Origin of the sequence: Belliella baltica DSM 15883 (assembly GCF_000265405.1) — a bacterium.
Classification (GTDB): domain Bacteria; phylum Bacteroidota; class Bacteroidia; order Cytophagales; family Cyclobacteriaceae; genus Belliella; species Belliella baltica.
Genome location: NC_018010.1, coordinates 1766165 through 1792243, shown reverse-complemented (window position 1 = coordinate 1792243; position 26079 = coordinate 1766165). Strand labels below are relative to the sequence as shown.

Annotated in this window: 22 protein-coding genes; 12 read left to right on the top strand and 10 right to left on the bottom strand. The window is 37.0% G+C overall.

The genetic code is table 11. The annotated features are described in order from the left end of the window. The first annotated feature begins 218 nt into the window (after positions 1-218). Entirely contained in the window at positions 219-1709 is a 1491-nt protein-coding gene (gene glpK, locus BELBA_RS08240) for a glycerol kinase GlpK (protein WP_014772271.1), read from the top strand. Continuing rightward, positions 1709-2455, top strand: coding sequence for an MIP/aquaporin family protein (locus BELBA_RS08235; protein WP_014772270.1), 747 nt, complete (start codon positions 1709-1711; stop codon positions 2453-2455). The genes glpK and BELBA_RS08235 overlap by 1 nt, the downstream gene beginning before the upstream one ends. Before the next feature lie 229 nt (positions 2456-2684). Here BELBA_RS08235 and BELBA_RS08230 read toward each other — a convergent pair whose 3' ends face one another. The 4 genes from BELBA_RS08230 to BELBA_RS08220 form a co-directional block, all read right to left on the bottom strand. Further along, a complete protein-coding gene (locus tag BELBA_RS08230) occupies positions 2685-3149 on the bottom strand; it encodes a hypothetical protein (RefSeq protein WP_041779290.1) in 465 nt (154 codons plus the stop codon). Beyond that, a complete protein-coding gene (locus tag BELBA_RS08225) occupies positions 3146-4327 on the bottom strand; it encodes a DUF4221 family protein (protein WP_014772268.1) in 1182 nt (393 codons plus the stop codon). Before BELBA_RS08225 ends, BELBA_RS08230 begins: the two co-directional genes overlap by 4 nt. A gap of 73 nt (positions 4328-4400) precedes the next feature. Beyond that, positions 4401-4577: a hypothetical protein gene (locus BELBA_RS19645; protein ID WP_014772267.1), complete on the bottom strand. Its 177-nt coding sequence runs from the start codon at positions 4575-4577 to the stop codon at positions 4401-4403. 464 nt (positions 4578-5041) lie between these two features. Beyond that, the gene (locus BELBA_RS08220) at positions 5042-6223 is read right to left on the bottom strand and encodes a DUF4221 family protein (RefSeq protein ID WP_014772266.1); all 1182 of its coding nucleotides are present in this window, start codon (positions 6221-6223) and stop codon (positions 5042-5044) included. A 452-nt stretch (positions 6224-6675) separates the two neighbouring features. On the opposite strand from BELBA_RS08220, the gene BELBA_RS08215 reads away from it, so the two are divergent. Further along, positions 6676-7818 (top strand): ATP-binding protein, encoded by a 1143-nt coding sequence (locus tag BELBA_RS08215; protein ID WP_014772265.1) that lies wholly within the window; start codon positions 6676-6678, stop codon positions 7816-7818. Between the two features lie 154 nt (positions 7819-7972). On the opposite strand, the gene BELBA_RS08210 is transcribed toward BELBA_RS08215, so the two are convergent. Then, a complete protein-coding gene (locus BELBA_RS08210) occupies positions 7973-9112 on the bottom strand; it encodes an acyl-CoA dehydrogenase family protein (protein WP_014772264.1) in 1140 nt (379 codons plus the stop codon). A 234-nt stretch (positions 9113-9346) separates the two neighbouring features. After that, positions 9347-10981, bottom strand: coding sequence for an adenine deaminase (ade, locus tag BELBA_RS08205; protein ID WP_014772263.1), 1635 nt, complete (start codon positions 10979-10981; stop codon positions 9347-9349). Between the two features lie 151 nt (positions 10982-11132). Here ade and cmk point away from each other — a divergent pair, with 151 nt between their 5' ends. The 8 genes from cmk (at position 11133) to BELBA_RS08165 (ending at position 18204) form a co-directional block, all read left to right on the top strand. Further along, on the top strand, positions 11133-11810 hold the full coding sequence (gene cmk, locus BELBA_RS08200) for a (d)CMP kinase (RefSeq protein WP_041779583.1): 678 nt from the start codon (positions 11133-11135) through the stop codon (positions 11808-11810). A 13-nt stretch (positions 11811-11823) separates the two neighbouring features. Continuing rightward, positions 11824-12726 (top strand): 4-hydroxy-3-methylbut-2-enyl diphosphate reductase, encoded by a 903-nt coding sequence (locus BELBA_RS08195; protein ID WP_014772261.1) that lies wholly within the window; start codon positions 11824-11826, stop codon positions 12724-12726. Positions 12727-12857: 131 nt separating this feature from the next. Further along, entirely contained in the window at positions 12858-14243 is a 1386-nt protein-coding gene (locus BELBA_RS08190) for a Na(+)-translocating NADH-quinone reductase subunit A (protein ID WP_014772260.1), read from the top strand. Positions 14244-14248: 5 nt separating this feature from the next. Next, complete coding sequence (locus tag BELBA_RS08185; RefSeq protein WP_014772259.1) at positions 14249-15463, top strand: NADH:ubiquinone reductase (Na(+)-transporting) subunit B; 1215 nt, start codon at positions 14249-14251, stop codon at positions 15461-15463. Next, the gene (gene nqrC / locus BELBA_RS08180; RefSeq protein ID WP_014772258.1) at positions 15450-16226 is read left to right on the top strand and encodes an NADH:ubiquinone reductase (Na(+)-transporting) subunit C; all 777 of its coding nucleotides are present in this window, start codon (positions 15450-15452) and stop codon (positions 16224-16226) included. The genes BELBA_RS08185 and nqrC overlap by 14 nt, the downstream gene beginning before the upstream one ends. 25 nt (positions 16227-16251) lie before the next feature. Then, positions 16252-16932, top strand: coding sequence for an NADH:ubiquinone reductase (Na(+)-transporting) subunit D (locus BELBA_RS08175; protein WP_014772257.1), 681 nt, complete (start codon positions 16252-16254; stop codon positions 16930-16932). Positions 16933-16945: 13 nt separating this feature from the next. Continuing rightward, complete coding sequence (gene nqrE / locus BELBA_RS08170; protein WP_014772256.1) at positions 16946-17557, top strand: NADH:ubiquinone reductase (Na(+)-transporting) subunit E; 612 nt, start codon at positions 16946-16948, stop codon at positions 17555-17557. An 83-nt stretch (positions 17558-17640) separates the two neighbouring features. Continuing rightward, positions 17641-18204, top strand: a complete 564-nt coding sequence (locus BELBA_RS08165; RefSeq protein ID WP_014772255.1) for a DUF502 domain-containing protein — start codon at positions 17641-17643, stop codon at positions 18202-18204. Position 18205: 1 nt separating this feature from the next. On the opposite strand, the gene BELBA_RS08160 is transcribed toward BELBA_RS08165, so the two are convergent. Beyond that, positions 18206-19159, bottom strand: coding sequence for a hypothetical protein (locus BELBA_RS08160; RefSeq protein WP_157466073.1), 954 nt, complete (start codon positions 19157-19159; stop codon positions 18206-18208). A 150-nt stretch (positions 19160-19309) separates the two neighbouring features. On the opposite strand from BELBA_RS08160, the gene BELBA_RS08155 reads away from it, so the two are divergent. After that, positions 19310-19489, top strand: a complete 180-nt coding sequence (locus tag BELBA_RS08155) for a hypothetical protein (protein WP_014772253.1) — start codon at positions 19310-19312, stop codon at positions 19487-19489. On the opposite strand, the gene BELBA_RS08150 is transcribed toward BELBA_RS08155, so the two are convergent. From BELBA_RS08150 to dnaE, 3 genes are all read right to left on the bottom strand, one after another. Continuing rightward, positions 19486-20703, bottom strand: coding sequence for an ISL3 family transposase (locus BELBA_RS08150; RefSeq protein ID WP_014772252.1), 1218 nt, complete (start codon positions 20701-20703; stop codon positions 19486-19488). The two genes, BELBA_RS08155 and BELBA_RS08150, sit on opposite strands and share 4 nt — an antisense overlap. 315 nt (positions 20704-21018) lie before the next feature. Further along, positions 21019-21339: a thioredoxin gene (trxA, locus tag BELBA_RS08145; RefSeq protein ID WP_014772251.1), complete on the bottom strand. Its 321-nt coding sequence runs from the start codon at positions 21337-21339 to the stop codon at positions 21019-21021. A 317-nt stretch (positions 21340-21656) separates the two neighbouring features. Next, the gene (gene dnaE, locus BELBA_RS08140) at positions 21657-25943 is read right to left on the bottom strand and encodes a DNA polymerase III subunit alpha (protein ID WP_014772250.1); all 4287 of its coding nucleotides are present in this window, start codon (positions 25941-25943) and stop codon (positions 21657-21659) included. Positions 25944-26079 lie beyond the last annotated feature (136 nt).

Here is a 26079-nt window from a genome sequence, read left to right as displayed (position 1 = left end):
CTATGGCGAAATATAATTGAAATGAAATAATTAGAAATATTGCTTCGCTGAAATATACTGATGTGAAATAGATTGAAATATAGCTTCAAAGAACATATGTATGATGCTCCCAATTACATCAATTTTATTTCAATCATATTCCCACAATATTTCACATCTATATTTCACCTCTATTTCTACAACATTCAACCATCTAACAATACCTAAAAAATAAACCCATGCCTCAATACATTTTATCCTTAGATCAAGGAACGACGAGTTCTAGAGCAATCGTTTTTGATAAGAAAGGACAAATTATCTCTGTTGCTCAAAAAGATTTTAAACAGCATTTTCCCAAATCAGGATGGGTAGAGCATGATCCACAAGAAATTTGGGCTACTCAATCAGCAGTGATGATCGAATCTCTTGCCAATGAAGGCATCAAAGCTTCTGAAATTGCAGCTATCGGAATTACGAATCAAAGGGAAACAACTGTAGTTTGGGATAGGAAAACCGGTAAACCATTAAATAATGCCATAGTATGGCAGGACAGAAGAACATCCGCTTATTGTGATGAATTGAGAGCGGAAGGGAAAGCTGAAGTCATTGCAAAAAAAACAGGTTTAATTCTCGATGCTTATTTTTCTGCTACTAAAATCAAATGGATTTTGGATAATGTTGAAGGCGCAAGAGAACGTGCTGAGAAAGGTGAATTGGCTTTTGGGACAATCGATACTTGGCTGATTTGGAAACTTACAAGTGGCAAAACCCATGCGACCGATATCAGTAATGCCAGCCGAACAATGATTTATAATATTCATGAAGAAAAATGGGATCAAGAACTCCTTCAGCTCTTCGATATCCCTGAAAATATGCTTCCTGAAGTCAAAGAAAGTTCTGAACTTATAGGTGAGACTTCAGGGGATATTCTTTCGCACAAGATCCCGATTTCTGGAGTAGCCGGAGATCAGCAGGCAGCACTTTTCGGACAACTTTGTACGCAATCAGGGATGGCCAAGACCACTTATGGTACAGGCTGTTTTCTTGTCATGAATACTGGTGAAAAGCCAGTGACTTCACAAAACAAACTACTCACGACTGTAGCTTGGAAAATCAATGGAAAAATCAACTATGCATTAGAAGGATCTGTTTTCATTGGAGGTGCAGCAATACAATGGTTGCGAGATGGAATGGAGATGTTTGGACAAGCCAAGGAAAGTGAAAAGTTAGCAATCAGTCTGGATGATAATGATGGAGTATATTTTGTTCCAGCCCTCTCAGGACTTGGAGCACCACATTGGGATCAGAATGCAAGAGGGGCATTTTTTGGACTAACCCGTGGAACGACCATCGCACACATGACACGTGCTGCTTTGGAAGCCATTGCTTACCAAGTCAATGATGTCCTCAAAGCCATGGAGAAAGACAGTGGAGAAGTCACCAAAGAACTCCGTGTAGATGGAGGCGCAACTGCAAATAATTTCCTAATGCAATTCCAATCCGACATTTTAGGCTGCAAAATTACTCGACCAAAAATAATAGAAACTACTGCCATTGGAGCGGCATTTTTAGCAGGACTGGCCGTTGGATTTTGGAAAGATGAAGAGGAACTCAAATCCTTATGGGAGGCAGACAAAAGCTTTGAGCCAATTATGGATAAGGAAAAAGTCGAAAAATATCTACATTTTTGGCATAAGGCAGTTGAAAGATCTAAAAATTGGGTCGAATAATGGATGCATTCGTAGCAGAATTTGTTGGCACCTCTCTCCTTCTCGCAATGGGTTCGGGCGTTGTGGCCAATGTGGTATTGAATAAAACCAAAGGACAAAACAGTGGATGGATAGTCATCACCACAGCTTGGGCACTTGGAGTCTTTATCGGAGTGGTCGTAGCGGGACCTTATAGCGGTGCGCATCTTAATCCAGCAGTTAGTTTATCCTTGGCCATCGCAGGAGATTTTCCTTGGGCAGATGTCCCTAAATATGTTTTCGCACAGATACTCGGAGCTATGTTTGGTTCAGGAATCGCTTGGCTGGTTTACAAAGATCATTTCGATGCGACAGATGATCCCGGATTGAAATTCGCTCCATTTGCAACTGTTCCAGCCATTAGAAATTTACCCTCAAATCTGATTTCAGAAATCGTAGGAACATCTGTTCTGATTATCGTGATTCTATATTCGACAGAACCCATTTTACTGGATGGAAACAATACGCCGATTGGTTTGGGATCACTTGGTGCATTGCCTGTAGCCTTTTTGGTTTGGGTAATTGGCTTATCCTTGGGAGGAACCACAGGTTATGCGATCAATCCTGCCCGTGACCTTGGACCAAGGATTATGCATCAAATCTTACCTATCAGAGGAAAAGGAGAAAGTGATTGGGCATACAGCTGGGTGCCCATTATAGGACCAATCGTAGGTGCAGCATTAGCTGCTGGTATTTATCTTTTGTTGGGTGTGGGAGGAATGGTTTAAATTGATTTCACGCTTTTGATTCAAAGTGTTTCATGAATCGGGATTGATATTATGATTACTTATTTCTTATACGTGTCAATCCGTTGATTCTGCATCATCAGTGTTCAATTAATTCTTTCCTAAAATTCGCAATAATCTGAATATGTATAGCGAGAAAAACCTTTCAGGTTTCATTAGACTAAATCTAACAACCGATTGATTATAAATAAAACCTGAAAGGTTTGAGGATTTAGCTCTTTTCTAAATGTTTAGAGATTTTGAGAAGCTGTTCATCTACATTTTCAAAAGTAATCCCTCCTTTTTCGATTAATTTTCCTCCTTTCAGCAAATAATAGGATGGATTATTGTCAACCATTCCCATTTTCCATGCTTCATATTTGGGGTCTTTTTGTATTTGAAAATCTTCTAGACCTGCATCTGTAAGCGTCTCCTCAATCAATTTTCCAGAGCGAGCCGTGAAGATCAAATGTATGGAAGACTTTTCAATTTCTTCCATTCTAGGTAACTTAACGATTGTCATTTGGGAACAGGAGGAGCATGCATTTTCCAATGGAATTATCACTACTGCTTCAATTTCATCAGACATTTGATCTGCCAATAAATCAACCAATTTACCAAATTCTTCCTTATGTGTATTTTGACTTGTACACGCAAAAGTGCTTACCAAAAGCACCACTAAAAACATCTTTCTCATAACTTATCAACCGGTTTTATTCCAACAAAAATCAACTCATCTTCAGAAGGATTATTATCAGGATGATTGATTGAAACATATAACTTACCTTGATAGGTAAAGAACATCCTTGTGTAAAACTGATCTATAGGAAGATGATATTCACCTACCTTCTTCATCTCCTTATCCAAAATAATTATTGATGGCTTTTTATTATCCCATGTCCTTCTTCTGCCATCTAAATCCTTGTAATCCATTCCTTCATAGGCAAACCTATACAAGTAACCAGTTTCATTATCATAAGCTATCTCACGGTATGAATTACTCTCTAAATACTCTTGCTCGTCATGATCCTGGCTTGGTTTATCGAGTGGTAATATATCACCATATTCACTATGACCCGCCTCTCCGTAAGTAACCGTCTCTGAATCCAAATCATAAATTAAAAGATCATTTAAAAATGGTAAACTAACTATCAATTGGTTCTTTCCATATAGTAAGTGTGAGCTATGCGAAAAAAAAGCACTATATACTAAAGTCGACAAATGCTCTGGTAAACTTAATGAATGCTCCATGACTTGACCATCTAGCAATGAAAATTTAGCAAAATATGTCCCTGACCATAACCCAGGTGAATTGTAATCTTGATCAGCTTTAGCGAAAGTAAAAATAGATTGATTTTTTTCCCTATATATCAATGGTTTTTCAGTGTAGTAGATCTGAACATAAGGCTTCCCATCAGCCCTCTCCTTCTCTACTGAATTTATCTTATTCAGAACATTACCACTAAAATCTGTAACATACAGATCACGACGCCAAGAACTCCCAATCAATAGTGTACTATCAGACAAAACTTCAAATGCCTTGATTGTCCTGACTCCATTGGGGCCTTCTTGTTGATATTTTATGCTGAAATTCTCTGCATCATCTGATAATCCATAAAACTCTAAATGGTTGGTGTTTTCATTTACAAGTCCCAAGTAATCCTTGCCTTTGATTCTTTTTTTTGATATGTAACTAGAAAACACATTGGTTCTTTGTCCAATTGGAATAGATAACGTATCATCAAAAACCAATGTAATAATATTATCAAATTTTCTAGGTGAAGGATCAAGTGAATGACGCGTCGAAGCTTGTTCTTCACAACTTATTAAGCTAATAATGCTAAATAAAAAAAGAAGTAAATGTTTTTTTTCCATATTTCCTGATTTTAAAAAAACATCCCTCTTGCCCATGAAGCAAGAGGGATGAAAATTTTTAAATTGATTGATTTTAGCAATTACCTGCTTCTGTAACTAGACAACTGCCAGATCCTGTACAGCAGTTTTTTCCATCCCATTTCTTCCAACCTGTTTCCCCAACTCGTTGTGCTGACACTTCGAGGTAAACTCCTCCTGAAAACAATACCAACATGGCACCTGCTACTAATAATCTTACTTTCTTTTTCATCGTATTCCGATTTATAAATTTAAAAAACTCTTTACAGAGCAGCTTCAACCTAAAAGCTCTTCCAATATTGTTATTATTATTATTATGCGCAAGTAATTATTAATATTTTTCTGAAAATTGTTTCAAAAACAAGATAAAGGACATATTAATGATTATTTTGATATTGAGTATAACACTAAATTGATGTCGAGAATATCTAAAAAGCTGATTGATCTGATTAAAACTGATTATTTATCTGTGTCAATCTCCATAATCTGCTCTATTAGTATTCTTTCAATTCTTTCCATATTGCAATAATTGATTTATTTATAGCGATAAAAACCTTACAGATTTCATTAGACTTATTCTAATAACTGATTGATTATCAATAAAACCTGAAATGTTTGAGGGTTTAGCTCTCTTCTAAATGTTTAGAGATTTTAAGAAGCTGATTATCCACATTTTCAAACGTAATTCCACCTTTCTCATAACTTATCAACCGGTTTTAATCCTACAAAAATCAACTCATCTTCAGACGGATTATTATCTGGATGATTGATTGAAACATATAACTTTCCTTGATAGGTAAAGAACATCCTTGTATAGAATTGGTTTTGAGGGAGTACATATTCCCCTACCTTCTTCATCTCCTTATCTAAAATAATTATTGATGGCTTTTTATTATCCCATGTCCTTCTTCTGCCATCCAAATCCTTGTAATCCACTCCTTCATAGGCAAACCTATATAAGTAACCAGTTTTATCATCATAAGCAATCTCACGGTAAGTGTAACTTTCAATATAATCCTGCTCGTCTCTACTTGGAATCGGCTTATCTAAAGGAAGAAGATCTCCAAAACTGCTATGACCAGCTTCTGCATAAGAAATGTCCTCAGAATCTAAATCATACACCAACAAATCATTTAGAAAGGGTAAACTAATTACTATTTGATTTTCATCTTTTAATAAGTGTGAACTATGTGAAAAAAAACCTCCATATACCAATTGTGACAAATGTTCAGGCAAATTCAAAGTATGCTTCATTTCATGCCCTTCGAGGGTTAAGATTTCCACAAAATAAGTACCTGACCACAATCCCGGAGAAAAGTAATCTTGATCTGCTCCAGAGAAAGTAAAAACAGATTGAGTTTTTTCCCTAAAAATTAATGGTTTGTTTGTGTAGTAAATCTGAACATAAGGCTTCCTGTCAGCCCTATCCTTCTCTACTGAATTTATCTTATTTAGAAGATTACCACTAAAATCTGAAATATACAATTCACGACGCCAAGAACTCCCAATCAATAGCGTACTGTCAGACAAAACTTCAAATGCCTTGATTGTTCTGACTCCATTGGGTCCTTCTTGTTGATATTTGATGCTAAAATTCTCTGCATCATCCGACAATCCATAAAACTCTAATTGGTTGGTGTTTTCATTTACAAGTCCCAAATAATCCTTGCCTTTGATTCTTTTTTTTGATAGATAATTAGAAAACACATTGGTACTTTGTCCAATAGAAATAGATATTGTGTCAACAGAAACCAATGTAACTGCATCATCAAATTTTCTTGGTGTAGAATCAAGTGATCGACTTGTTGAACTCTTGTCTTCACAACTTAACAAGCTAAGAATGCTAAATAAAAAAAGAGTTAAACATATTTTCTTCATGTATTCTGATTATTTAAAAAACTCATTTTAACACAACTTCACCTAAAAGCTTCTTCAAGATCATGATTACTTTTGGTATGTCCAAGTGAATGTTTCTATTTTTAAAAAAATTTTGAATACTCTGATATTTTGTACAAATCCGAAATTAATTCCGGATTTATACAATATGGAAATCTAAATAAAATCCCTCTTAATTCAACTCAAAAGCTTGTACTTGCTGATAAACCTTACGCCTAATAAACAGACTACTCATTCAAAATAATGCCATTAACTTTACAAATGACGTTTTTCAGCACGCGCTAAATATAACTAGAATATAACATAATATAGAACAAAACATGTACAACCATTGAAATGAAATAAAATCTAAAATTACCTAATTTAGACCATTAAGTATTTTCATTATCAAATATTTTATGCATATTAGGAATTGAATTCCAAATTTTCATAAAATGATAAAAAGAGATTTACAAGAAAAAGCGATGGCTTTATTGGAAAAATTTCCATTTTTAGTTGTAAGTGGGCCAAGGCAATCGGGAAAAACCACTTTTGCAAAAATGATTCAGCCAGAATACTCCTACGTAAATTTGGAACTACCTGAAGAAAGAAATTATGCAAAAAATGACCCTATAGGCTTTTTAAATACTTATAAGGATGGGGCAATATTAGATGAAGTACAGTGGGTTCCTGAGCTTTTTTCCTATCTACAAGTCGTCACTGATCAAAGGGGGAAAGTTGGGGAGTATATTCTGACTGGTTCTCAAAATTTCCTCTTATCAAACCAAATCTCTCAATCTCTGGCTGGAAGGGTGGCTATTCTGCATCTAATGCCATTTTCTTTGGATGAAATTCGTCAAAACTATAGTCTAAAATCATGGGAGGAAATGGCTGTCAGTGGAGGATACCCAAGAAAATACAAATATGAAATAGCTCCCGAAGATTTCTATCCCAACTACATACAAACTTATATAGAAAGGGATGTTAGGCAATTATTAAACATTAAGGATTTGAATAGTTTTCAAAAATTCCTACAATTATTGGCTGGAAGAGCCGGTCAGATATTCAATCAAAGCAACTTCTCCAATGAACTTGGGATAGATCAAAAAACAATAAACTCTTGGCTCTCTGTACTCGAAGCATCATTTATTGCATTTCGACTACCTTCTTATTACAAAAATTTCAACAAAAGAATATTGAAAACACCAAAAGTATACTTCTATGATACTGGAGTATTAAGTAGCCTTTTAAGCATTCGCAAGGAAGAAGACCTTAAATTGCATTTTGCAAGAGGTGCTGTTTTTGAAAACCTTATTATCCTTGACTTAATCAAAAAAGAACTTAACAAAGGACATGTCCCAAATCTATATTACTGGAGAGACAGTAACCAAAATGAACTTGACCTCATACAAGAAAAAAATGGAAAACTGATCGCATATGAGATCAAATCTTCTGAAACTTATCACTCAGATTTTCTGAAAGGACTGAAATATTTCAAAAAATTAGCTCCAGAAACTGAATTAAAACTGGTCTATGCGGGCAATCTCCACCAAGAAAGAGAAGGTGTTCAAATCAGAAACTGGAAAAGCTTGGAATAAAAAACCCTTCCAAAGTTCGAAACTTTGGAAGGGTTAGACTTTTAATATAACTACGTGATTATCTATCAAATCAACTAAATGAAAGCTACGAACAATCTTCATAAGTTAGGAGAGTGCAATTAAACTCCATTGACCGTTGACCGTCGTCCGTTGACTACTTCAATATCTCTCTCGATATCACCAATTTCTGGATCTCAGAAGTTCCTTCACCGATTGTACAAAGCTTAGAATCTCTGTAATATTTCTCTACTGGATAATCCTTTGTAAATCCATAACCACCGAAGATTTGAACTGCTTCATTGGAAACAGAAACACAAACTTCAGAAGCATAAAGTTTTGCTTTTGCTCCAGCAAGGGTTACTTTTTGTCCTCTATTCTTAAGGTCTGCAGCTTTGAAAGTTAATAATTTGGCTGCCTCTACTTGCGTAGCCATATCTGCCAACTTAAACGAAACCCCTTGAAATCTACTGATAGGCTGATTGAATTGCTGCCTTTCTTTGGAGTATTGAATTGACTCTTCCAAAGCACCTTCTGCAATTCCCAATGATAATGCGGCGATAGAAATTCTACCCCCATCAAGGATTTTCATAGACTGAATAAACCCATCGCCTATTTCACCAAGAATCTGACTTTTGTGAACTCTGCAATCTTCAAATATCATTTCAGCAGTTTCAGATGCACGCATCCCAAGCTTATCTTCCTTGCGACCACCTTTGAATCCTGGCGTACCTCTTTCAACCACAAATGCAGTCATCCCATGTGAGTCACCCACTTCTCCTGTTCTTGCAATCACCACTGCAACATCACCAGAGACTCCATGCGTAATAAAGTTTTTCGCTCCATTGATGACATAATAGTCACCATCTTCAACTGCCACAGTGCGCATATTGCCTGCATCAGAACCTGTGTTTGGCTCTGTCAATCCCCAAGCACCTAAAAATTCACAAGTAGCAAGTTTTGGCAAGTATTTTCTTTTTTGCTCTTCATTTCCAAACATCATGATATGTCCAGTACAAAGAGAATTGTGCGCTGCCATAGACAATCCTATAGAAGGGTCAAGCTTAGACAATTCCAAAATAGCAGTCACATATTCAAAATATCCAAAACCAGAACCACCGTACTCAGTAGGGACCAATACGCCCATCAAACCAAGTTCTCCTAGCTTCTTAAATACTTCAACTGGAAAATGCTGCTTATCGTCCCATTCTTTTCTAAATGGGGTAATCTCTTTTGCTCCAAAATCTTTAATCATCTGGGCGATCATCGCCTGATTTTCATTGAGCTCAAAATTCATCATATGTTATTGTTATTTATTTGGGTTATATTTTTTACTAATATACTAACTTCCTATGAAACCAGAAGTTTGAAAAATACGGATCAAATCCGTCTATAGATTGCTTTCTTCTTAAATATCAATATAAAAAACTGATCTCCTATTCTTTAATATAAAATCTATTTCTCCATGATCAAAAAACTCCAAATTTTGATCTTGAAAAATTCATTGCATAAATTATGTAATCGGTTGATTTTAACCTGTAAAGACATCAACAAACTCGAATTTTTGTCCATCAAAAAGCCCTTTGTCACTTAATTTCAAATCTGGGATGACTAATAAAGCCATAAAACTCAATGTCATAAAAGGAGATTGGAGCTTGGAACCCATACTCTTTGCCATTTGGTCAATTTTCGTGTAGGCTTTGGCTACTTCATATCCATCCTCAGCAGACATAACCCCACCAACAGGAAGCGGAAGCACGATTTGTTCCTCTTTATCAACTGCCGCAACTCCCCCTTTTACTTCGATCAACAAATTAACGGCTTTGGCTATTGATTCATCATCCACACCCACTGATATGATATTGTGAGAATCGTGACCTACAGAAGAAGCAATCGCACCTGATTTCAATCCAAAATTTTTGATAAAAGCTACAGCAGGTTTTGCCTCTTTATAACGATTGACTACTGTGATTTTTAAAATATCTGATTCTACATTTGCAACTGCAAATCCATCTTGAATGCTGATTTGACCAAGTATTTCAGGTGTGATCAATTGTCCATCCAAAGCTTCAATCACTCGTACAATTGCACCATTGGCTTTCAACTGAAAATCAGTACTTGACTTGAGCGAAGTCTCGAAATTATTGATGATTTTATTTTCCACCTTTTTGATAAGTGTCGTGCCATTTTTAGCGACTAATTCCCCATTGATATAAGTGGCATTCACCTTGAAATCTTCAAGGTCTTCAATCAAAATAAAATCCGCAGGATCTCCAACTTTTAACATACCTACATCTAATCGATAATGAAGAATAGGCGTGATACAAGCAGCTTTTAACACGTCGAAAAGATTTTTACCTTTCTTCACCGCACGAGACACCAATTCGTTGATATGTGATTCTGCCAGATTATCAGGATGCTTATCGTCCGAGCAAAACATAATCATTGAAGGGTAATCATCAATCAAATCAATTAGTGCATCAAAATTCTTTGCTGCACTTCCCTCTCTAATTGCGATTTTCATTCCCAATTGAAGCTTATCAAGCGCTTCTTCGTTGGTAAAACATTCGAGGTCTGTAGTGATTCCTGCAGAGGCATATTTGGCTGCTAGATCTCCTTTCAGTCCTGGGGCATGACCATCGATAGGCTTTCCGTATTTCTTTGCCAAAGCAATCTTTTCCATGACCAAAGGATCTCTATTGACAGTTCCGGGCCAATTCATCATCTCTGCCAAATAAACGATTTCCTTTCTCTCCAAAAGTTTATTGATATCACTGGCAGTGATTTCCCCTCCAGCAGTTTCAAAAGGTGTTGCAGGCACGCAGGAAGGTGCTCCAAAGTAAAATTTGAAAGGGACCTTTTTTCCATTCTCAATCATGTAATTCACCCCTTCCATTCCACATACATTGGCAATCTCATGTGGATCTGAGATCGTAGCTACGGTTCCGTGAACCACAGCCAATCTTGCAAATTCTGAAGGTACCAGCATGGAAGATTCCACATGAACATGCGCATCAATAAAACCAGGAGAAATGTAGGGCAACTTACTATTGTGTTGGATCTTTCTAATGGAAATAATTTTTCCAGAACCTATTTTTATTTCAGCAGAAAAAATCACACGATTCTCAATATCAATAAGTTGACCTTCTACACAAAAACAATTCATTTCTTTGACATTTTGATTTGAATAAGAGCAAATTTAAGGAATAATTCTCCACCAAACTTGAGATACAAGAATACATTTGTATCCTAGAAGAAATAGATTTAAAACCCCTATATTTGCTGCTGAAAAGAAAAAAGCAAGACAACTTTTAGTAATGGGTAAAATCGTAATTGCAATAGATGGATTTTCAGGATGCGGGAAAAGTTCTACAGCCAAAGCAGTAGCCAAAAAACTCGGCTACACTTATATTGATTCTGGAGCCATGTATCGTGCTGCAACTTTACACTTTTTAAATAATCATACTGTTCTCACAAATATCAAAGAAGTCAATAATGCTTTAGATAGTCTCAAAATAACTTTTCATTTCGATCCTGAAAAGCAAACTCAAGAAACCTTCCTAAATGGTCTCAATGTAGAGCAAGAAATCCGAACCATGCGCGTATCAGATTACGTTAGTGAAGTGAGTAAATTAAAAGAAGTTCGACACTCACTTGTTGCACAACAACAAAAACTTGGAAAATCTAAGGGAGTTGTCATGGATGGCAGGGACATTGGAACTGTAGTCTTTCCGCATGCAGAATTAAAGATATTTATGACGGCAGATCTATCGATTAGAGCAGCGAGAAGACAAAAGGAAATCTTGGAAAAAGGTGAATTGATAGCGCTAGAAAAAATCAAAGAAAACCTTGGTGAAAGGGATAGAATGGATTCAACTAGGGTTGAAAGTCCTTTTATAAAAGCGAAAGATGCCATTGAAATAGATACAAGTTTATTAGAATTTGATGACCAAGTCGAACAAATCCTATCACTAGCTAAAGAAAAAATTAGCTAAAAACAGCTGTAATATGAATGTTACCATCGATAAAAATTCAGGCTATTGTTTTGGTGTAGAATTCGCCATCAAAATGGCCGAAGATGAAATGCAAGAATCCGATCAGCTTTTCTGTTTGGGTGATATCGTCCACAACGACATGGAGGTCAAAAGACTTAGTGAAAAGGGTCTGGTAGTGATCGATCGCGAAAAACTTCAAGAATTGACAAATTGTAAGGTTTTGATTCGTGCACATGGCGAGCCACCTGAAACTTATAAAACTGCTATAGAAAATAACATCGAATTGATTGACGCTTCATGTCCTGTAGTATTGAAACTTCAACATAGAGTAAAAACTGCCTTTGACAAAATGGAAAAGGAAAAAGGACAGATCGTCATCTATGGTAAAAAAGGACATGCGGAAGTAATTGGTCTTACAGGACAAACTTTAGAGAAAGCCATAGTCGTGATGGAAGAAAAAGATTTGGATAAAATCGATTTCAACAAACCGGTTACTTTATTCAGTCAGACTACAAAAAGTACCAAAGGATTTTATGAATTGAAAGAGCGAATTGAGAATCGCATCAAAGAGACCAAAGGGACTTTAACGGAAGTTGATTTCAATGCCAATGACTCCATTTGTAGACAAGTATCAAACAGAGAACCTCAATTATTGAATTTCTCAAAAGAGAATGACGTCATCATCTTCGTTTCTGGTAAAAAAAGCTCAAACGGGAAGGCGCTTTATCAAGTATGTAAAAGCCAAAACGAAAAAAGTTATTTTGTAGAAAACGAATCTGAGATAGACCCAAGTTGGTTTAGATCAGAAGATAAAATAGGTATATGTGGTGCCACATCAACTCCAATGTGGCTCATGGAGCAAATCAAATCACATATTACCTCGCTTGAACATAACCTTGCTTTAGAAAATAATTAACTGAAAAGGCCTCAAATAAGTATGTTAAGTTAGCAACTCGCTGACAAATAATAACAGAATTATCTTCTAATAACTGATGTATTTTATTAGATTTGAGGCGTTTTTCAAAAGACCATACAGTTCAAAATAATATGTCAAAACTAGTTAAGCTTAAGAAGGGATTCGACATTAAGCTCGTTGGAAAAGCTGATAAGAAGCTTGTAGAATTCCAGCCAGCAAAGACCTTTGCAATCAAACCTACGGACTTTATTGGTTTACAAAGACCAAAAGTTACTGTAAACGAAGGTGACACAGTAAAGGCTGGAACTCCGATTTTATTCGACAAAGCACTGGAGCAAGTTCAGTATGTCGCACCAGTTTCTGGTGAAATCGTTGAGATCAAAAGAGGTGAAAAGAGAAAGTTATTAGAAATCAAAATCTTGGCAGATTCAGAAATCAGCTATGAAAGTTTCGAGAAATTCTCAGAATCCTCCATAAAAAACCTGTCTAGGGAAGATGCTATCGCCAATCTTACCAAAGGTGGGGTTTGGCCTCAAATCATTCAAAGACCTTTTGGGATTGTGGCTAATCCTGCTGATAGCCCAAAAGCTATATTCATTTCAGGCTTTGATTCGCATCCTTTAGCTCCAGATTATGCAGTGACGCTAAAGGGAGAGGAGAAATATTTTCAAGCTGGAATAGATGTTTTGAAAAAACTAACGGATGGTCTTATTCACTTGAATTTGAACGCTGATGCGGAAGTACCTGCCGTATTTGCCAATGTTCAAAACACACAAATCAATAAATTTTCTGGCCCACACCCTGCTGGAAATGTTGGTGTTCAAATACATCATATTGATCCAGTCAACAAAGGGGAAATTGCTTGGACAATCACACCCTTCGGTGTGACTCAAATAGGCAAATTATTCCTTGAAGGAAAATATGATGCCTCAAAAGTAATTGCCATCACTGGCTCAAGAGCGAAAAATGCTGCATACACTAAAACCTTCATTGGGGCTTGTGTAGACACCATGGTAAATGGCAATATCCAAGAAGATGAAAAATCTGAAATAGCACCAGAAACAAGGGTAGTTTCAGGAAATGTTTTGACAGGTGAAAAAATTAATAAAGATGGATATTTAGGTTACTATAGTAACCAAATCACTTTACTTCCAGAAGGTGAATATCATGAATTCTTAGGCTGGATGAAGCCAACAGCAGATAAATTGAGCTTTCACAGAGCTTTAGGATTACTTTCATTCTTGAAGCCAAGCAAGGAGTTTGTTTTGGACACCAACGTAAGAGGTGAAGAAAGAGCATTCGTGCAGACAGGCGTTTTTGAAAGCGTAACTCCGATGGATATCCTTCCTGTATATTTATTGAAAGCTATCATGGCTGAAGATTTTGACGAGATGGAAGAACTTGGAATCTACGAAATAGTAGAAGAGGATCTTGCATTATGTGAATTTGTAGATGTTTCCAAACACCCAGTACAGGAAATAGTTAGAAAAGGTATAGACTTAATTCAATACAGTTAATCAATATGAAGTTTCTAAGAGATCTGTTGGACAAGCAGAAGCCCCTTTTTCAAAAGGGAGGAAAATTAGAGAATCTTTATTATGCATTTGAAGCAGGTGAGACATTTTTGTTTTCACCAAAGCATACAAATGGCATTAAAGGAGCTCAAGTAAAAGATGCAATAGATTTGAAAAGAATGATGATCACAGTAGTGATTGCCATGATTCCATGTTTATTGTTTGGTATTTATAATACAGGTCATCAGCATTTTTTGGCTACAGGTCAAACAGCTGGACTTTGGGATAATTTTGCAGATAAAGCGATTTTAGGTTTAACCCTAGTATTACCAATTGTCATCGTGGCTTATGCTGCAGGTGGATTGGTTGAAGCAGCTTTTGCAGTAATCAGAAAGCACCCAATCAACGAAGGCTTTTTGGTGACAGGGATGTTGATTCCTTTGGTTGTTCCTGCGACTATGCCATTATGGCAAGTTGCTTTAGCGACAATCTTCGCAGTAGTGATTGCAAAAGAAGTTTTTGGTGGAACAGGGATGAATATCTTGAACGTAGCCATGACTGCTAGAGCATTTTTATACTTCGCTTATCCTGCTCAGATTTCGGGTGACCAAGTATGGACATATTTAGGAGATAAAGCTGCGGTAGATGGATTTTCAGGAGCGACGGCCCTTGCAGTAGCATACAATGCTGGAGTAGAAGGTGAAGCAGTGAATACAGCGCTCTCCTCACACAACAGTGCTTTAGGTTCCGGAATTTATGAATTCGCAAACTTATTTATGGGTTGGATTCCAGGTTCGATTGGTGAAACATCTACGCTAATGGCACTTGTTGGTGCAGCAATCCTAATCGGTACAGGAGTAGCAAGTTGGAAAATCATAGTAAGTGGTTTTGCTGGCGCATATGTAATGGGCTTCATTATGAACCTAGTAGCAGTAAATGAATACATGGCGATGGGTCCTGAATATCATTGGGTGATGGGAGGATTGGCTTTCGGGATTGTATTCATGGCAACTGACCCTGTATCAGCCGCTCAAACAGAAACTGGAAAGTGGATTTATGGTCTTTTGATAGGAGCATTGACTGTCATCATTAGAGTAACAAACCCAGCTTATCCTGAAGGTATTATGCTTGCCGTTCTTTTCTTGAACGTCTTTGCACCTTTGATCGATTATTATGTAGTAAAAGCAAACAAGAAAAGGAGGTTACAACGTGCAACAGTCTAACGGTTATATCATCACTTTCTCAATAATCCTTACAGTAGTTTTAGGGTTATTACTTTCAGGTACTTCTCAAGTTTTAGGACCAATTCAGAAGAAAGCCGAAGATTTGGACAACAAAGAGCAAATCTTGGGTGCTGTTATGGCTCCAGAAGAATTGAAAGCTTTGAAACCTGAAGAAGTTCTCACTTATTATGAATCAAGAATCGCTTCTAAAGTAGTGGACATTGAAGGCAATGAAGTAGAGCAAGATTCAGAAGGCAATCCTGTAGTAGCAGAGACGGTTAATGTAGGTAAAAATTACAAAAAAGCGCCAGCTGACAGACTTTACCCAATTTTCATTTATCATGAAGAAGGCAACGAAGAATCTGTGGAGTCTTACATTCTTCCAGTTTATGGTGCAGGTCTTTGGGACGAAATCTGGGGCTATGTCGCTCTTCAGACTGACTTGAATACCATTGAAGGTGTTACTTTCTCACACAAAGGTGAGACTCCTGGTCTTGGAGCAAGAATCACTGAAAACGGCGTACAAGCGAGATATCAAGGCAAAAAAGTTTTTGATGAAAATGGCGAATTACAAGCTGTAATCATGCAAAAAGGTGAAGGAAAAGACTATGATGGAGAGGTGCATAAGGTGGATGGCTTATCAGGAGCAACCATTACTGCAAATGGGGTTAATGATATGTTGAAAAACTACATTGGTCACTACAAACCCTATCTAGAAAAAAGAAAGTCTGGAACTAACACCGAAGTAGCGATATTAAATTGATTTTGAACGTTTCAATCTTTATATAATGAGTACAGAAACAGCACAAGTAGAAGTAAAAAAGCCAGCAGAGGCACTTCTTTCTAAAAGAAGAAGAAAATTAGTATCTGACCCTCTCGTAGATGACAACCCTATCACCATTCAGGTATTGGGTATTTGTTCAGCTTTAGCGGTGACCACTCAGATGCAGCCAACTCTAGTAATGGCAATCTCAGTAATCTTTGTAATTGTAATGTCTAACTTGACTATTTCAATATTGAGAAAAACGATTCCATCTAGAGTTAGGATTATTGTTCAGTTAGCAGTAGTTGCTACTTTGGTTACATTGGTAAATGAAGTCTTGAAAGCATTTGCTTATGATATGTACAAAGAACTTTCCGTATTCGTGGGTCTGATTATCACCAACTGTATTGTAATGGGTCGTTTGGAAGCTTTTGCTTTGGGAAATAAGCCTTATGATGCAATCCTTGATGGATTTGGAAATGCTTTAGGATATTCTTGGATTATCTTGGCAGTAGCTTTCTTCAGAGAGTTATTGGGCTCAGGTTCAGTATTTGGTGTTCAAGTATATGATGGTATCAGCGGTCTATTCGGTGGTGAATTCAGCTTAGCAACCAATGGCTTGATGGTATCTCCTGTAGGTGCATTTATCATCTTAGGATTGATCATTTGGGTACAGCGTACCAAAACAGGATATGTTGAACATTAATAAATAAAGAGACATGGAATTATTTAATTTAGCTATACGATCAATATTTATTGACAACATGGTATTTGCCTACTTCTTGGGAATGTGTTCATTCTTGGCAGTTTCCAAAAAGGTAAGTACAGCTTTAGGTCTTGGTGCAGCTGTTATCTTCGTATTGACAGTAACAATTCCTGTGAACTGGCTTTTGAATGAATATGTATTGAAAGAAGGAGCTTTATCATGGGCAGGAGCAACTTTTGCCACAATTGATCTGTCTTTCTTGAGGTTTATCATGTTCATTGCCATCATTGCTGCCATGGTACAATTGGTAGAGATGGTAGTAGAGAAATTTGCACCTGCACTATATGGCGCTTTGGGTATCTTCCTTCCTTTGATCGCAGTAAACTGTGCGATTCTTGGTGGTTCACTATTCATGGCACAAAGAGATTATACCTTGGCAGAATCAGCAGTATATGGTTTCGGTTCAGGTACAGGGTTCTTCTTGGCAATCATTGCTTTGGCAGCCATCAGAGAAAAATTAAAATACTCAAATGTTCCTAATGGTCTAAAAGGTCTTGGCATCACGATGCTCATTACTGGATTGATGGGAATAGCATTTATGTCATTTATGGGTATTGATTTATAATCAACCTAATAAGGTTCTTTTAAAAAAGCCTCGGAGAAATCTGAGGCTTTTTTTTTGTAGTTTTGAGTTCTAATATTTTCAATATGTCATTTACATACAAAAGATTCATTACTTACTTCTTCAGAGGCATTCTATTTGTCATCCCACTAGCCCTTACGATCTATATTATCATATTGACGATCAATTTCCTTGATGGCATTATTCCAATTTCTGTACCTGGTTTGGGGATTTTGATCATGTTGGGCTTCATTACTTTTGTAGGATATCTGGCAGGCTTGTTTATAACAAAGCCCCTCTTTGAGATCTTTGAAAAATGGATTTTTAAAATCCCCCTGATCAATATCGTCTATACAAGTATCAAAGATTTGATGTCAGCTTTTGTAGGTGATAAGAAAAAATTCAACATCCCTGTAATCGTCAAGCTCTCAGAAGGCATGTCAAGATTGGGATTTATTACACAAGATGATTTGAGTATTTTGGAAGAAGAAAACCTTGTAGCCATCTACTTTCCCCATAGCTATAACTTCTCTGGTAACCTTTACCTTGTACCAAGACATAATGTACGAATTCTCAACAATGTCAAAAGTTCAGACATCATGAAGTTTATTGTATCTGGTGGGGTCTCGAATCTAAGTGAGTTGAATTAATTTATGGCAAATTAAACACGTCTATTCCATATGTCCGTACATTAAAAGCAAAAAGAGTATTTCTATCTCCTGTGATGCAATTATAGTAATCGCCTCCATCAGAAAGATCAAAATGTGCATTAAACTTCAATGTTTTTTTACTTTCAAGAATTTCTATTTCGATAATTTTATTTTGCCTCAAAAGTGGTTTTTTACTTTCCTGTACTTCATAATTTTCAAAGATTGATAAGAAGATTAAATTACCATCTTGATAAGCGTCTCCAATTAAATAGTAATAATCTTCAGAAGGGTCACCTTTATTAATTTTGGTTTCATAAAAGGAAAGGGTTTCCTTTATATGATCAACATACTCACTTAAATCCAATTGTGCTACTAAGTTGAATTCGCCATCTAAAAGATCTACAATCGGATCAGAATGTCTTATTAAAACAAAATGATTACCAGAATTAGAAACAAATACATCCCCAGTGCTCATTCCTCTTACTTTTGTCTTTGATCCTTTTATTTTAGACCAACTACCAAAAAAATCTAATTCTCCCGTATTAATATTAAATCGATTAATTGGGGCATCCCCTTCAACAGCAGTATAAACAATGGTAGAATCTCCCAACCATGCTGAATGAAATTCCATTGAAACCTGCTTTGTTAAGGTTTCTTTGAAAAAATTTCCCTGCGAATCAAAGATTTTATATTTCTCAAGGCTTGGGATTGAAAAGTACTTTTTATTATATAGAGTTGGCTTTTCTATAAACACCAAATCATCTGGCCCTTCCCCTGCTTGACTTATCTTTTCTACAACTTTAAAATTATCCTTGACAATTAGAAGTCTTGCTAAATCTCCTGATTCTGCAAACATAAGATTACCATCAAGATATGACATTCCAATTGGTGGACGCATCGGGAACTCTTCTTTTGCACCTTCACCAAAATAAGAAGCCTCTAATTTTAAAGACAAATCCAGTTCCTTCTGTTCTGACGTGCAACAGATAAATAAAAAAAGAGACATAATCAAATTGGTGTCCCTGAACTTTAAACTACTTAACTTCATTGAATTAATTATCAACAATATTTCCTAAGTGAGTTATCACATTTAACCCATCTTTCAATGGCATTAGCTGAACATACTACTTCACCTGTACACGAAACCTCACTAGATTCAGAGCATCTAACAATAGCAGCACAACCTGGTTCTTCTGATTCTTCTTCTTCCTCAGGTGGATTTGTTGTTTGTGCAGTTAAACTAAAACTAACGAATAATGTAAGAATTGTAAATTTAAGGCTCTAGGTGGAATATAGTGGGTAGTCGAATTTGAGTTTTCCAGAGATGAAGTAAATCATGTTGATAAAGTTGGAGATATTCCTATAACCTCTTGCTCTTTTTTTTGCCAATTGGATTTTTGAATTAATACCCTCGAGTATGCCGTTTGTCAAATTGGTTTCTGTATAGGTTATGATCCCGAACCAATGTGCTTGAATTGTCTTTACAGCATCAATAAAAGGAAAGATTCCGGATTCTTTTACAAGGTCACACCAATATGCTAGATAAGCTGTTGCCTGTTCTTTATCCTTAAAAGTCCAGAATTCATTGAATAGCTCCTTTAATCTGTAAGCATTTGCCAAGTTTGGCATCAGCATCAGAATATTGTATTTATCTTCTTTGGCACTTTCACTTAGGTTTCGGTTATTTTTCAGGAATGTATATTTATATCCCTTCAACATAGCAAACTCCTTTCGCTCAAGTTTTCGAACTTTATCCATAGCCTCATTGATGAATTTGACAATGTGGAATTTATCAAAAGTAATCGAAGCATCCTTGAAGTTATGTAGAATTCCTGATACGAATGCAGGTGACATGTCTATACAGGTTTGTCTTATCTGTTCTCTTTTACAGCCCTTATTTTCAAGATGTTTAGCAACTTTGTCAATTGTATCCGCACCTTTTCCAGGCACTGCATAGACTACTTTCCGTTCGTCCATATCAACAGCTACAGTAACGTAAGAATGGCCTTTCTTGGAGGATGTTTCGTCTATTCCTAATATCTCAATTCCTGAATGATCTGCAGACTTATGGGCCTTGTTGATCCAATATGAAAACACGTTCCATATGCGTTGGGGGTATACATCCATAATGTCAGCTGCTTTGGTTACAGGCATTTCAGACTCAATGAGCAGCATACTGTAAGCCTCAAACATTAGCGTAAAACCACTGCCAGGACGCGCCCATGGAACCTTAACGGTCTCAGTTTTGCCATCCGCTGTTTGTATTCTTGGAACCCTTGCATGCAAAAAACATTTATGCTGAAAAAAATTGAGATGTTGCCATGTTCTTTCAACAGTATCGTGGGTCTTACCTCCATGGAATTTGTGTCCCCTTTCAAAATCAATATGAATATCTATCTGACCTTGATTTACTCCATCAGGTTTAGTCATTACTATTTCTTTTATCTGCCAAGGCTTCTCCAAGCAAAGCGCCATCTCAAAAATCTGGTTGCTGTTCATCAAACAAATTTAAGACTTTCTTAACTTTTGTTTCAGTTACCCACTACAAATCATATAGAGCCTAAATAAATAAATAAATAAGCAAATTTTTAGTTTAAAAAATTTTGAACAATTTAAATTATGTTCATTAATAAAATACACTTTTTTGTATAAACCAATCTTATAAATTCAACATTTTTTAGATAATTTTATAATCGTATAAACCTCCAAAAAACTCAAGAAAGGAGGCCCATCTATTTACTTTAAGCCAATTAGTAAAACAAAAAACCGTAAAGATTTAACTTTACGGTTTTCAAAAATTTATTTTTTATGAGCTTAAAGCTGTGCGTCTAGCTTTTGAGCCAAAACTGACTTTGGAACTGCACCTACTTGCTTATCTACAATCTGACCTCCTTTGAAAAACAAAAGGGTTGGGATACTTCTGATTCCAAACTGTGCTGCTACAGCAGGATTGGAATCTACATCCACTTTGCCAATTACGGCTTTCCCATCATAATCACCCGCTAGTTCTTCAACTACAGGTCCGATCATTTTACAAGGTCCACACCACTCAGCCCAAAAATCCACTAGGATCGGCTGCTCAGATTTCATGATCTCTTCAAAGTTAGAGTCAGTAATTTCAATTGCTTTTGCCATTTCTATACAAATTTTAATGTTTCTTAATTTTCAAATATAATACTAAAGTTAATTCATTTGTAATAAGTTCATTTTTAAGGATAGAAATGAGATAAGAGACTTATGAAATTAGAATAAAGAGACAAGATTCAAGAAGCGAAAGAGTTTAAGATATTTGGCTAAAGCCTCTAAACTTGACTCTATATTTTTATGAATGAGCTATAGCACCAACCCAATTGAAAACCTTACAATAGCTTGAACTCTCCCAAATTTTAAAATCTTTTAATTTTACAATCTTTTCCCCTCCCCCACGGCGGCCAAGTTCTTCCAATCCATAATTAAATGATCTGATACACCACCTCCGGCAGCTGTCCCAATTCTTGGATCATCTCATTAGATGGGTCAACTTTGAATTTTGTGGACATCAAATCAAGGGTGATATTTTCTTTACTGTCAATTACATTGATATACAACTTGGCTTCACCTTTATACTTAGCAGTGATCTTTTCTAATTTTTCCATAAGATCCAAACTCAAGTCATCTAGATCAATATTTACCCGAAGACCTTTGATCATTTTACCTCGAATCTCATCCAACAAGGTGATGTTATTGATTTTGAACTCAAATTCATTTTCCTTCCATTTATTTGGATGAACTGAACCTGTGATGTACAAGAACCAACCCGTCATAAAGTATTCTTTGAACTTCACATAATCATCCCCAAAAATAAAGAACGTGTGTGCCCCATGATAATCTTCTAAAGTCAAGGTTCCAAAAGGCTTACCCGTTTTGGTTGTACGATGAGCAAAGCTAGATACAGATCCTGCTGTTTTGATGTCTCCTTTTTGTCGAAGAATATCCATATTTGAAAATTCCGGTAAAGGAGTATTGGTAAAAGATTCTATTTCTACTCTGAATTGATCCAAAGGATGACCAGAAATATAAAGTCCAACCACCTCTTTTTCAATATTCAATTGCTGCAATTGACTGAACGGCTCTATTGGAGTAAAACTTGGCAAAGGCACTTCCATACCTGTCCCTCCGCCAAACAAACTCACCTGTGAGCTGTCTGCTTCTTGCTGTACTTTTTGGGCGTACTTCACCGCTTTTTCCAACACTGTCCCGTCATTATCCACTGATTCTAGATACTGCCTTCTATGGTGTTCTGGAAAACAGTCAAATCCTCCCGCCATAGCAAGAGATTCTAAAGTCTTTTTATTTACGGCTTTGGAATTCACCCTTTTTGTAAAATCAAAAATATTTTGATAAGGTCCCGCTTTTTCTCTTTCTTCGATGATAGACTGCACAGCGGCAGTTCCAGATCCTTTGACAGCAGCCAGTCCAAAGCGAATTTTTCCTTCTTGATTTACAGTAAAGCCACTTTTGGATTCATTGACATCAGGACCCAAAACAGCTATACCCATTCGCTTACATTCTTCCATAAAGAAAGTCACCTGCGAAATGTCATTCATATTATTGCTGAGTACTGAAGCCATGTATTCTGCAGGATAATGCGCCTTGAGATAAGCTGTCTGATAAGCTATCCATGCATAGCAAGTCGAGTGGGATTTATTGAAAGCATAAGAAGCAAAAGCTTCCCAGTCCGTCCAAATTTTAGCAAGTTTCTTTGCATCATGACCTTTAGCAGCTGCTTGTTCGATGAATTTTGGCTTCATTTTATCCAAAACGTCCTTCTGCTTTTTACCCATCGCCTTTCTCAAAACATCCGCCTCACCTTTGGTGAAATCTGCTAATTTTTGAGAAAGTAGCATCACTTGCTCCTGATAAACTGTAATCCCATAAGTCTCCTCAAGGAATTCCTTCATGTCATCCAAGTCATAGGAAATCTGCTCTGTCCCATGCTTTCTCTTGATAAATGACGGGATATAAGCCAACGGTCCTGGTCTATAAAGCGCATTCATGGCAATCAAATCAGCAAAAACTGTTGGTTTCAATTCCCGCATGTACTTCTGCATTCCAGCAGATTCATATTGGAATATCCCGACTGTTTCACCTCTTTGGAAAAGCTCGTAAGTCTTCACATCATCGATCGGGAAATTATCTGGATCAAGAAGAATCCCATGTCTTTCTTTGACAATCTTCACAGCATCTTTGATCAAAGTCAGGGTCTTTAAACCTAAGAAGTCCATCTTGAGTAGACCTGCACTTTCTACCACGGAATTGTCAAATTGGGTACAAACCAAATCCGAATCTTTGGCCAAAGCCACTGGCACAAAATTGGTGATATCATCTGGCGTAATAATCACCCCACAAGCATGAATCCCAAGGTTTCTCACAGAACCTTCAAGCATGGTCGCTTGATTGATTGTCTTTGAGGTTTCGTCTTGACCTTTGGAGATTCGGATTAACTCATCCGCTTTTCCGATATCTTCATTGTTATTTTTCAGCTTGTCAGACAGCTTCGCTCTATCCTTTGCAAGCGCAAAAAGTGCTTTTAGCTTAATATCTGGAACGAGCTTCGCAAGTCTATCCGCTTCTGAAAGCGGTAGGTTCAAGACTCTCGCTGTATCACGGATGGCAGATTTGGCGGCCATCGTACCATAAGTAATGATTTGCGCTACCTGCTTTGAACCGTATTTCTTAATTACATAATCAATTACACTCTGACGACCTTCATCATCAAAGTCAATATCAATATCGGGAAGTGAAACCCGATCCGGATTTAAAAATCTCTCAAAAAGGAGGTTGTAAGCGATCGGGTCAACATTCGTAATCCCTGTACAATAGGCCACTGCTGAACCCGCTGCTGAACCTCTTCCTGGTCCAACGGAAACGCCCATATCTCTTGCAGCCCTGATGAAATCCTGAACAATCAAAAAATATCCGGGATAACCCGTGTTTTCAATTGTCGCCAATTCAAAATCCAGTCGTTCTCTGATTTCATCTGTAAGTTCAGGATATCTTTTTTTAGCTCCCTCGTAGGTCAAGTGTCTGAGGTAAGCATTCTCTCCCCTCTTTTTACCATCTTCCTCATCTTGGGCATCTTTGAATTCTTCTGGAATATCGAATTTTGGAAGCAGAACTTCTCTTGCGAGTTTATAAGTTTCAATTTTCTCTACAATCTCATTGGTACAAGCAATGGCTTCTGGAAGGTCAGCAAAAAGCTTCTTCATTTCCTCAGGACTCTTGATGTAGAATTCATCATTTGGAAACCCATAGCGAAATTCTCTCCCACGCTTTCCTATATATTTCTTTGGCTTCTCAACCAACTCCCCATCTTTTACACAAAGTAAAATATCATGTGCTTTGGCATCAGATTTTTGATTATAATAGGTGTTGTTTGCAGCAAAATATTTAACGCCATATTTTTTGGCTAATTTTAAGAGGACTTCATTGACTTTTTCTTCCTCAGGAATACCATGACGGCTTAGCTCTACATAAAAATCCTCTCCAAACTGTTCTTTCCACCAGATAAAAGCTTCTTCGGCTTGTGTTTCTCCCACATTAAGAATCAAGTATGGAATCTCTCCCCACAGCCCACCTGTCGTGGCAATCAAATCACTTTTATACTCCACCAAAACATCTCTATCGATTCTTGGCACGTAGTAAAACCCTTCAATATTTGCGTAAGAGGCTAGCTTTGCAAGATTGTGATAGCCTGATTTATTTTTTGCTAAAAGCACTGTTTGGTAACCATCATCTTTCTGGCTTTTGTTCTTTCGATCCTTAGTCAAATTGAACTCACATCCAATAATCGGCTTGATTTCTTTAGCTAACGCTTCCTTTACAAAGTTGAATGCAGCCATCATATTGCCATGATCGGTCATGGCAAGCGCAGGCATACCCATTTCTTTGGCAAGGGCAACCATAGCCGGAATTTCTGATGTTGATTGAAGAACAGAGTACTGCGTGTGAACATGAAGATGGGAAAAAGGAACTTCTACTAAATCAGAAATGTCAGCATTTCCAGCAGCTCTTAAGACATCTTTTGCAGCTGCCTTCTGATCATCTTTTGCATCTACAAAATTGGCTTCCTCCAATTGAGGTTCTTCATAGACTACCTCAGAAACCTCTACTCCTGACACAGGAGGATGAACTTTTTGTGTGATCAGACCAAAGAAACATTTGGCTGTTGCTGCCACATCATAAGCCGCATCATGGGCATCTTCAAATCCAACTCCAAAAAGTTTCTTATGCAATTCGGTAAGTGTAGGCCATTTAAATTTCCCACCTCGTCCCCCTGGTAGTGCACAAAATTCTGTTGAAATATCTTTGGTATCCAACTCCTTCATTTGCTGAAGCTGCATTGGAATATCTTTTCTCAAAAACTCCGAGCCTACTACATTGATATCAAAACCAATATTATGACCAACCAGATACTTCGCTTTGACTACGTCTTGATGAAAAATCTCCAAGACCTTCACCAAGTCATGCCCTTCCTTCAAAGCCCTATCAGTGGAAATCCCATGGACTTTCTCGGCATTATAAGGAATGGTAAAACCTTCTGGTTTGACAATAAAATTATTGTTGGAAATCAGCTTACCCTTGGCATCATGAAGCTGCCAAGCAAGTTGGACCAGTCGGGGCCAGTTGTCATCAGCAGACATTGGAGCATCATAACTCCTTGGTAATCCTGTGGTCTCGGTATCAAAAATAATGTACATAAATACTCCTTGAATTTGGGGAGTCTAAATTAACAAACATCTGAGGATGCAGACAAATTAGTGTCGGAAATTGTCGAGAAAAAAGACGCGAGATTTAAGAAACGAGATTTGCGAAAAAAAGAAGTCAGATATAAGA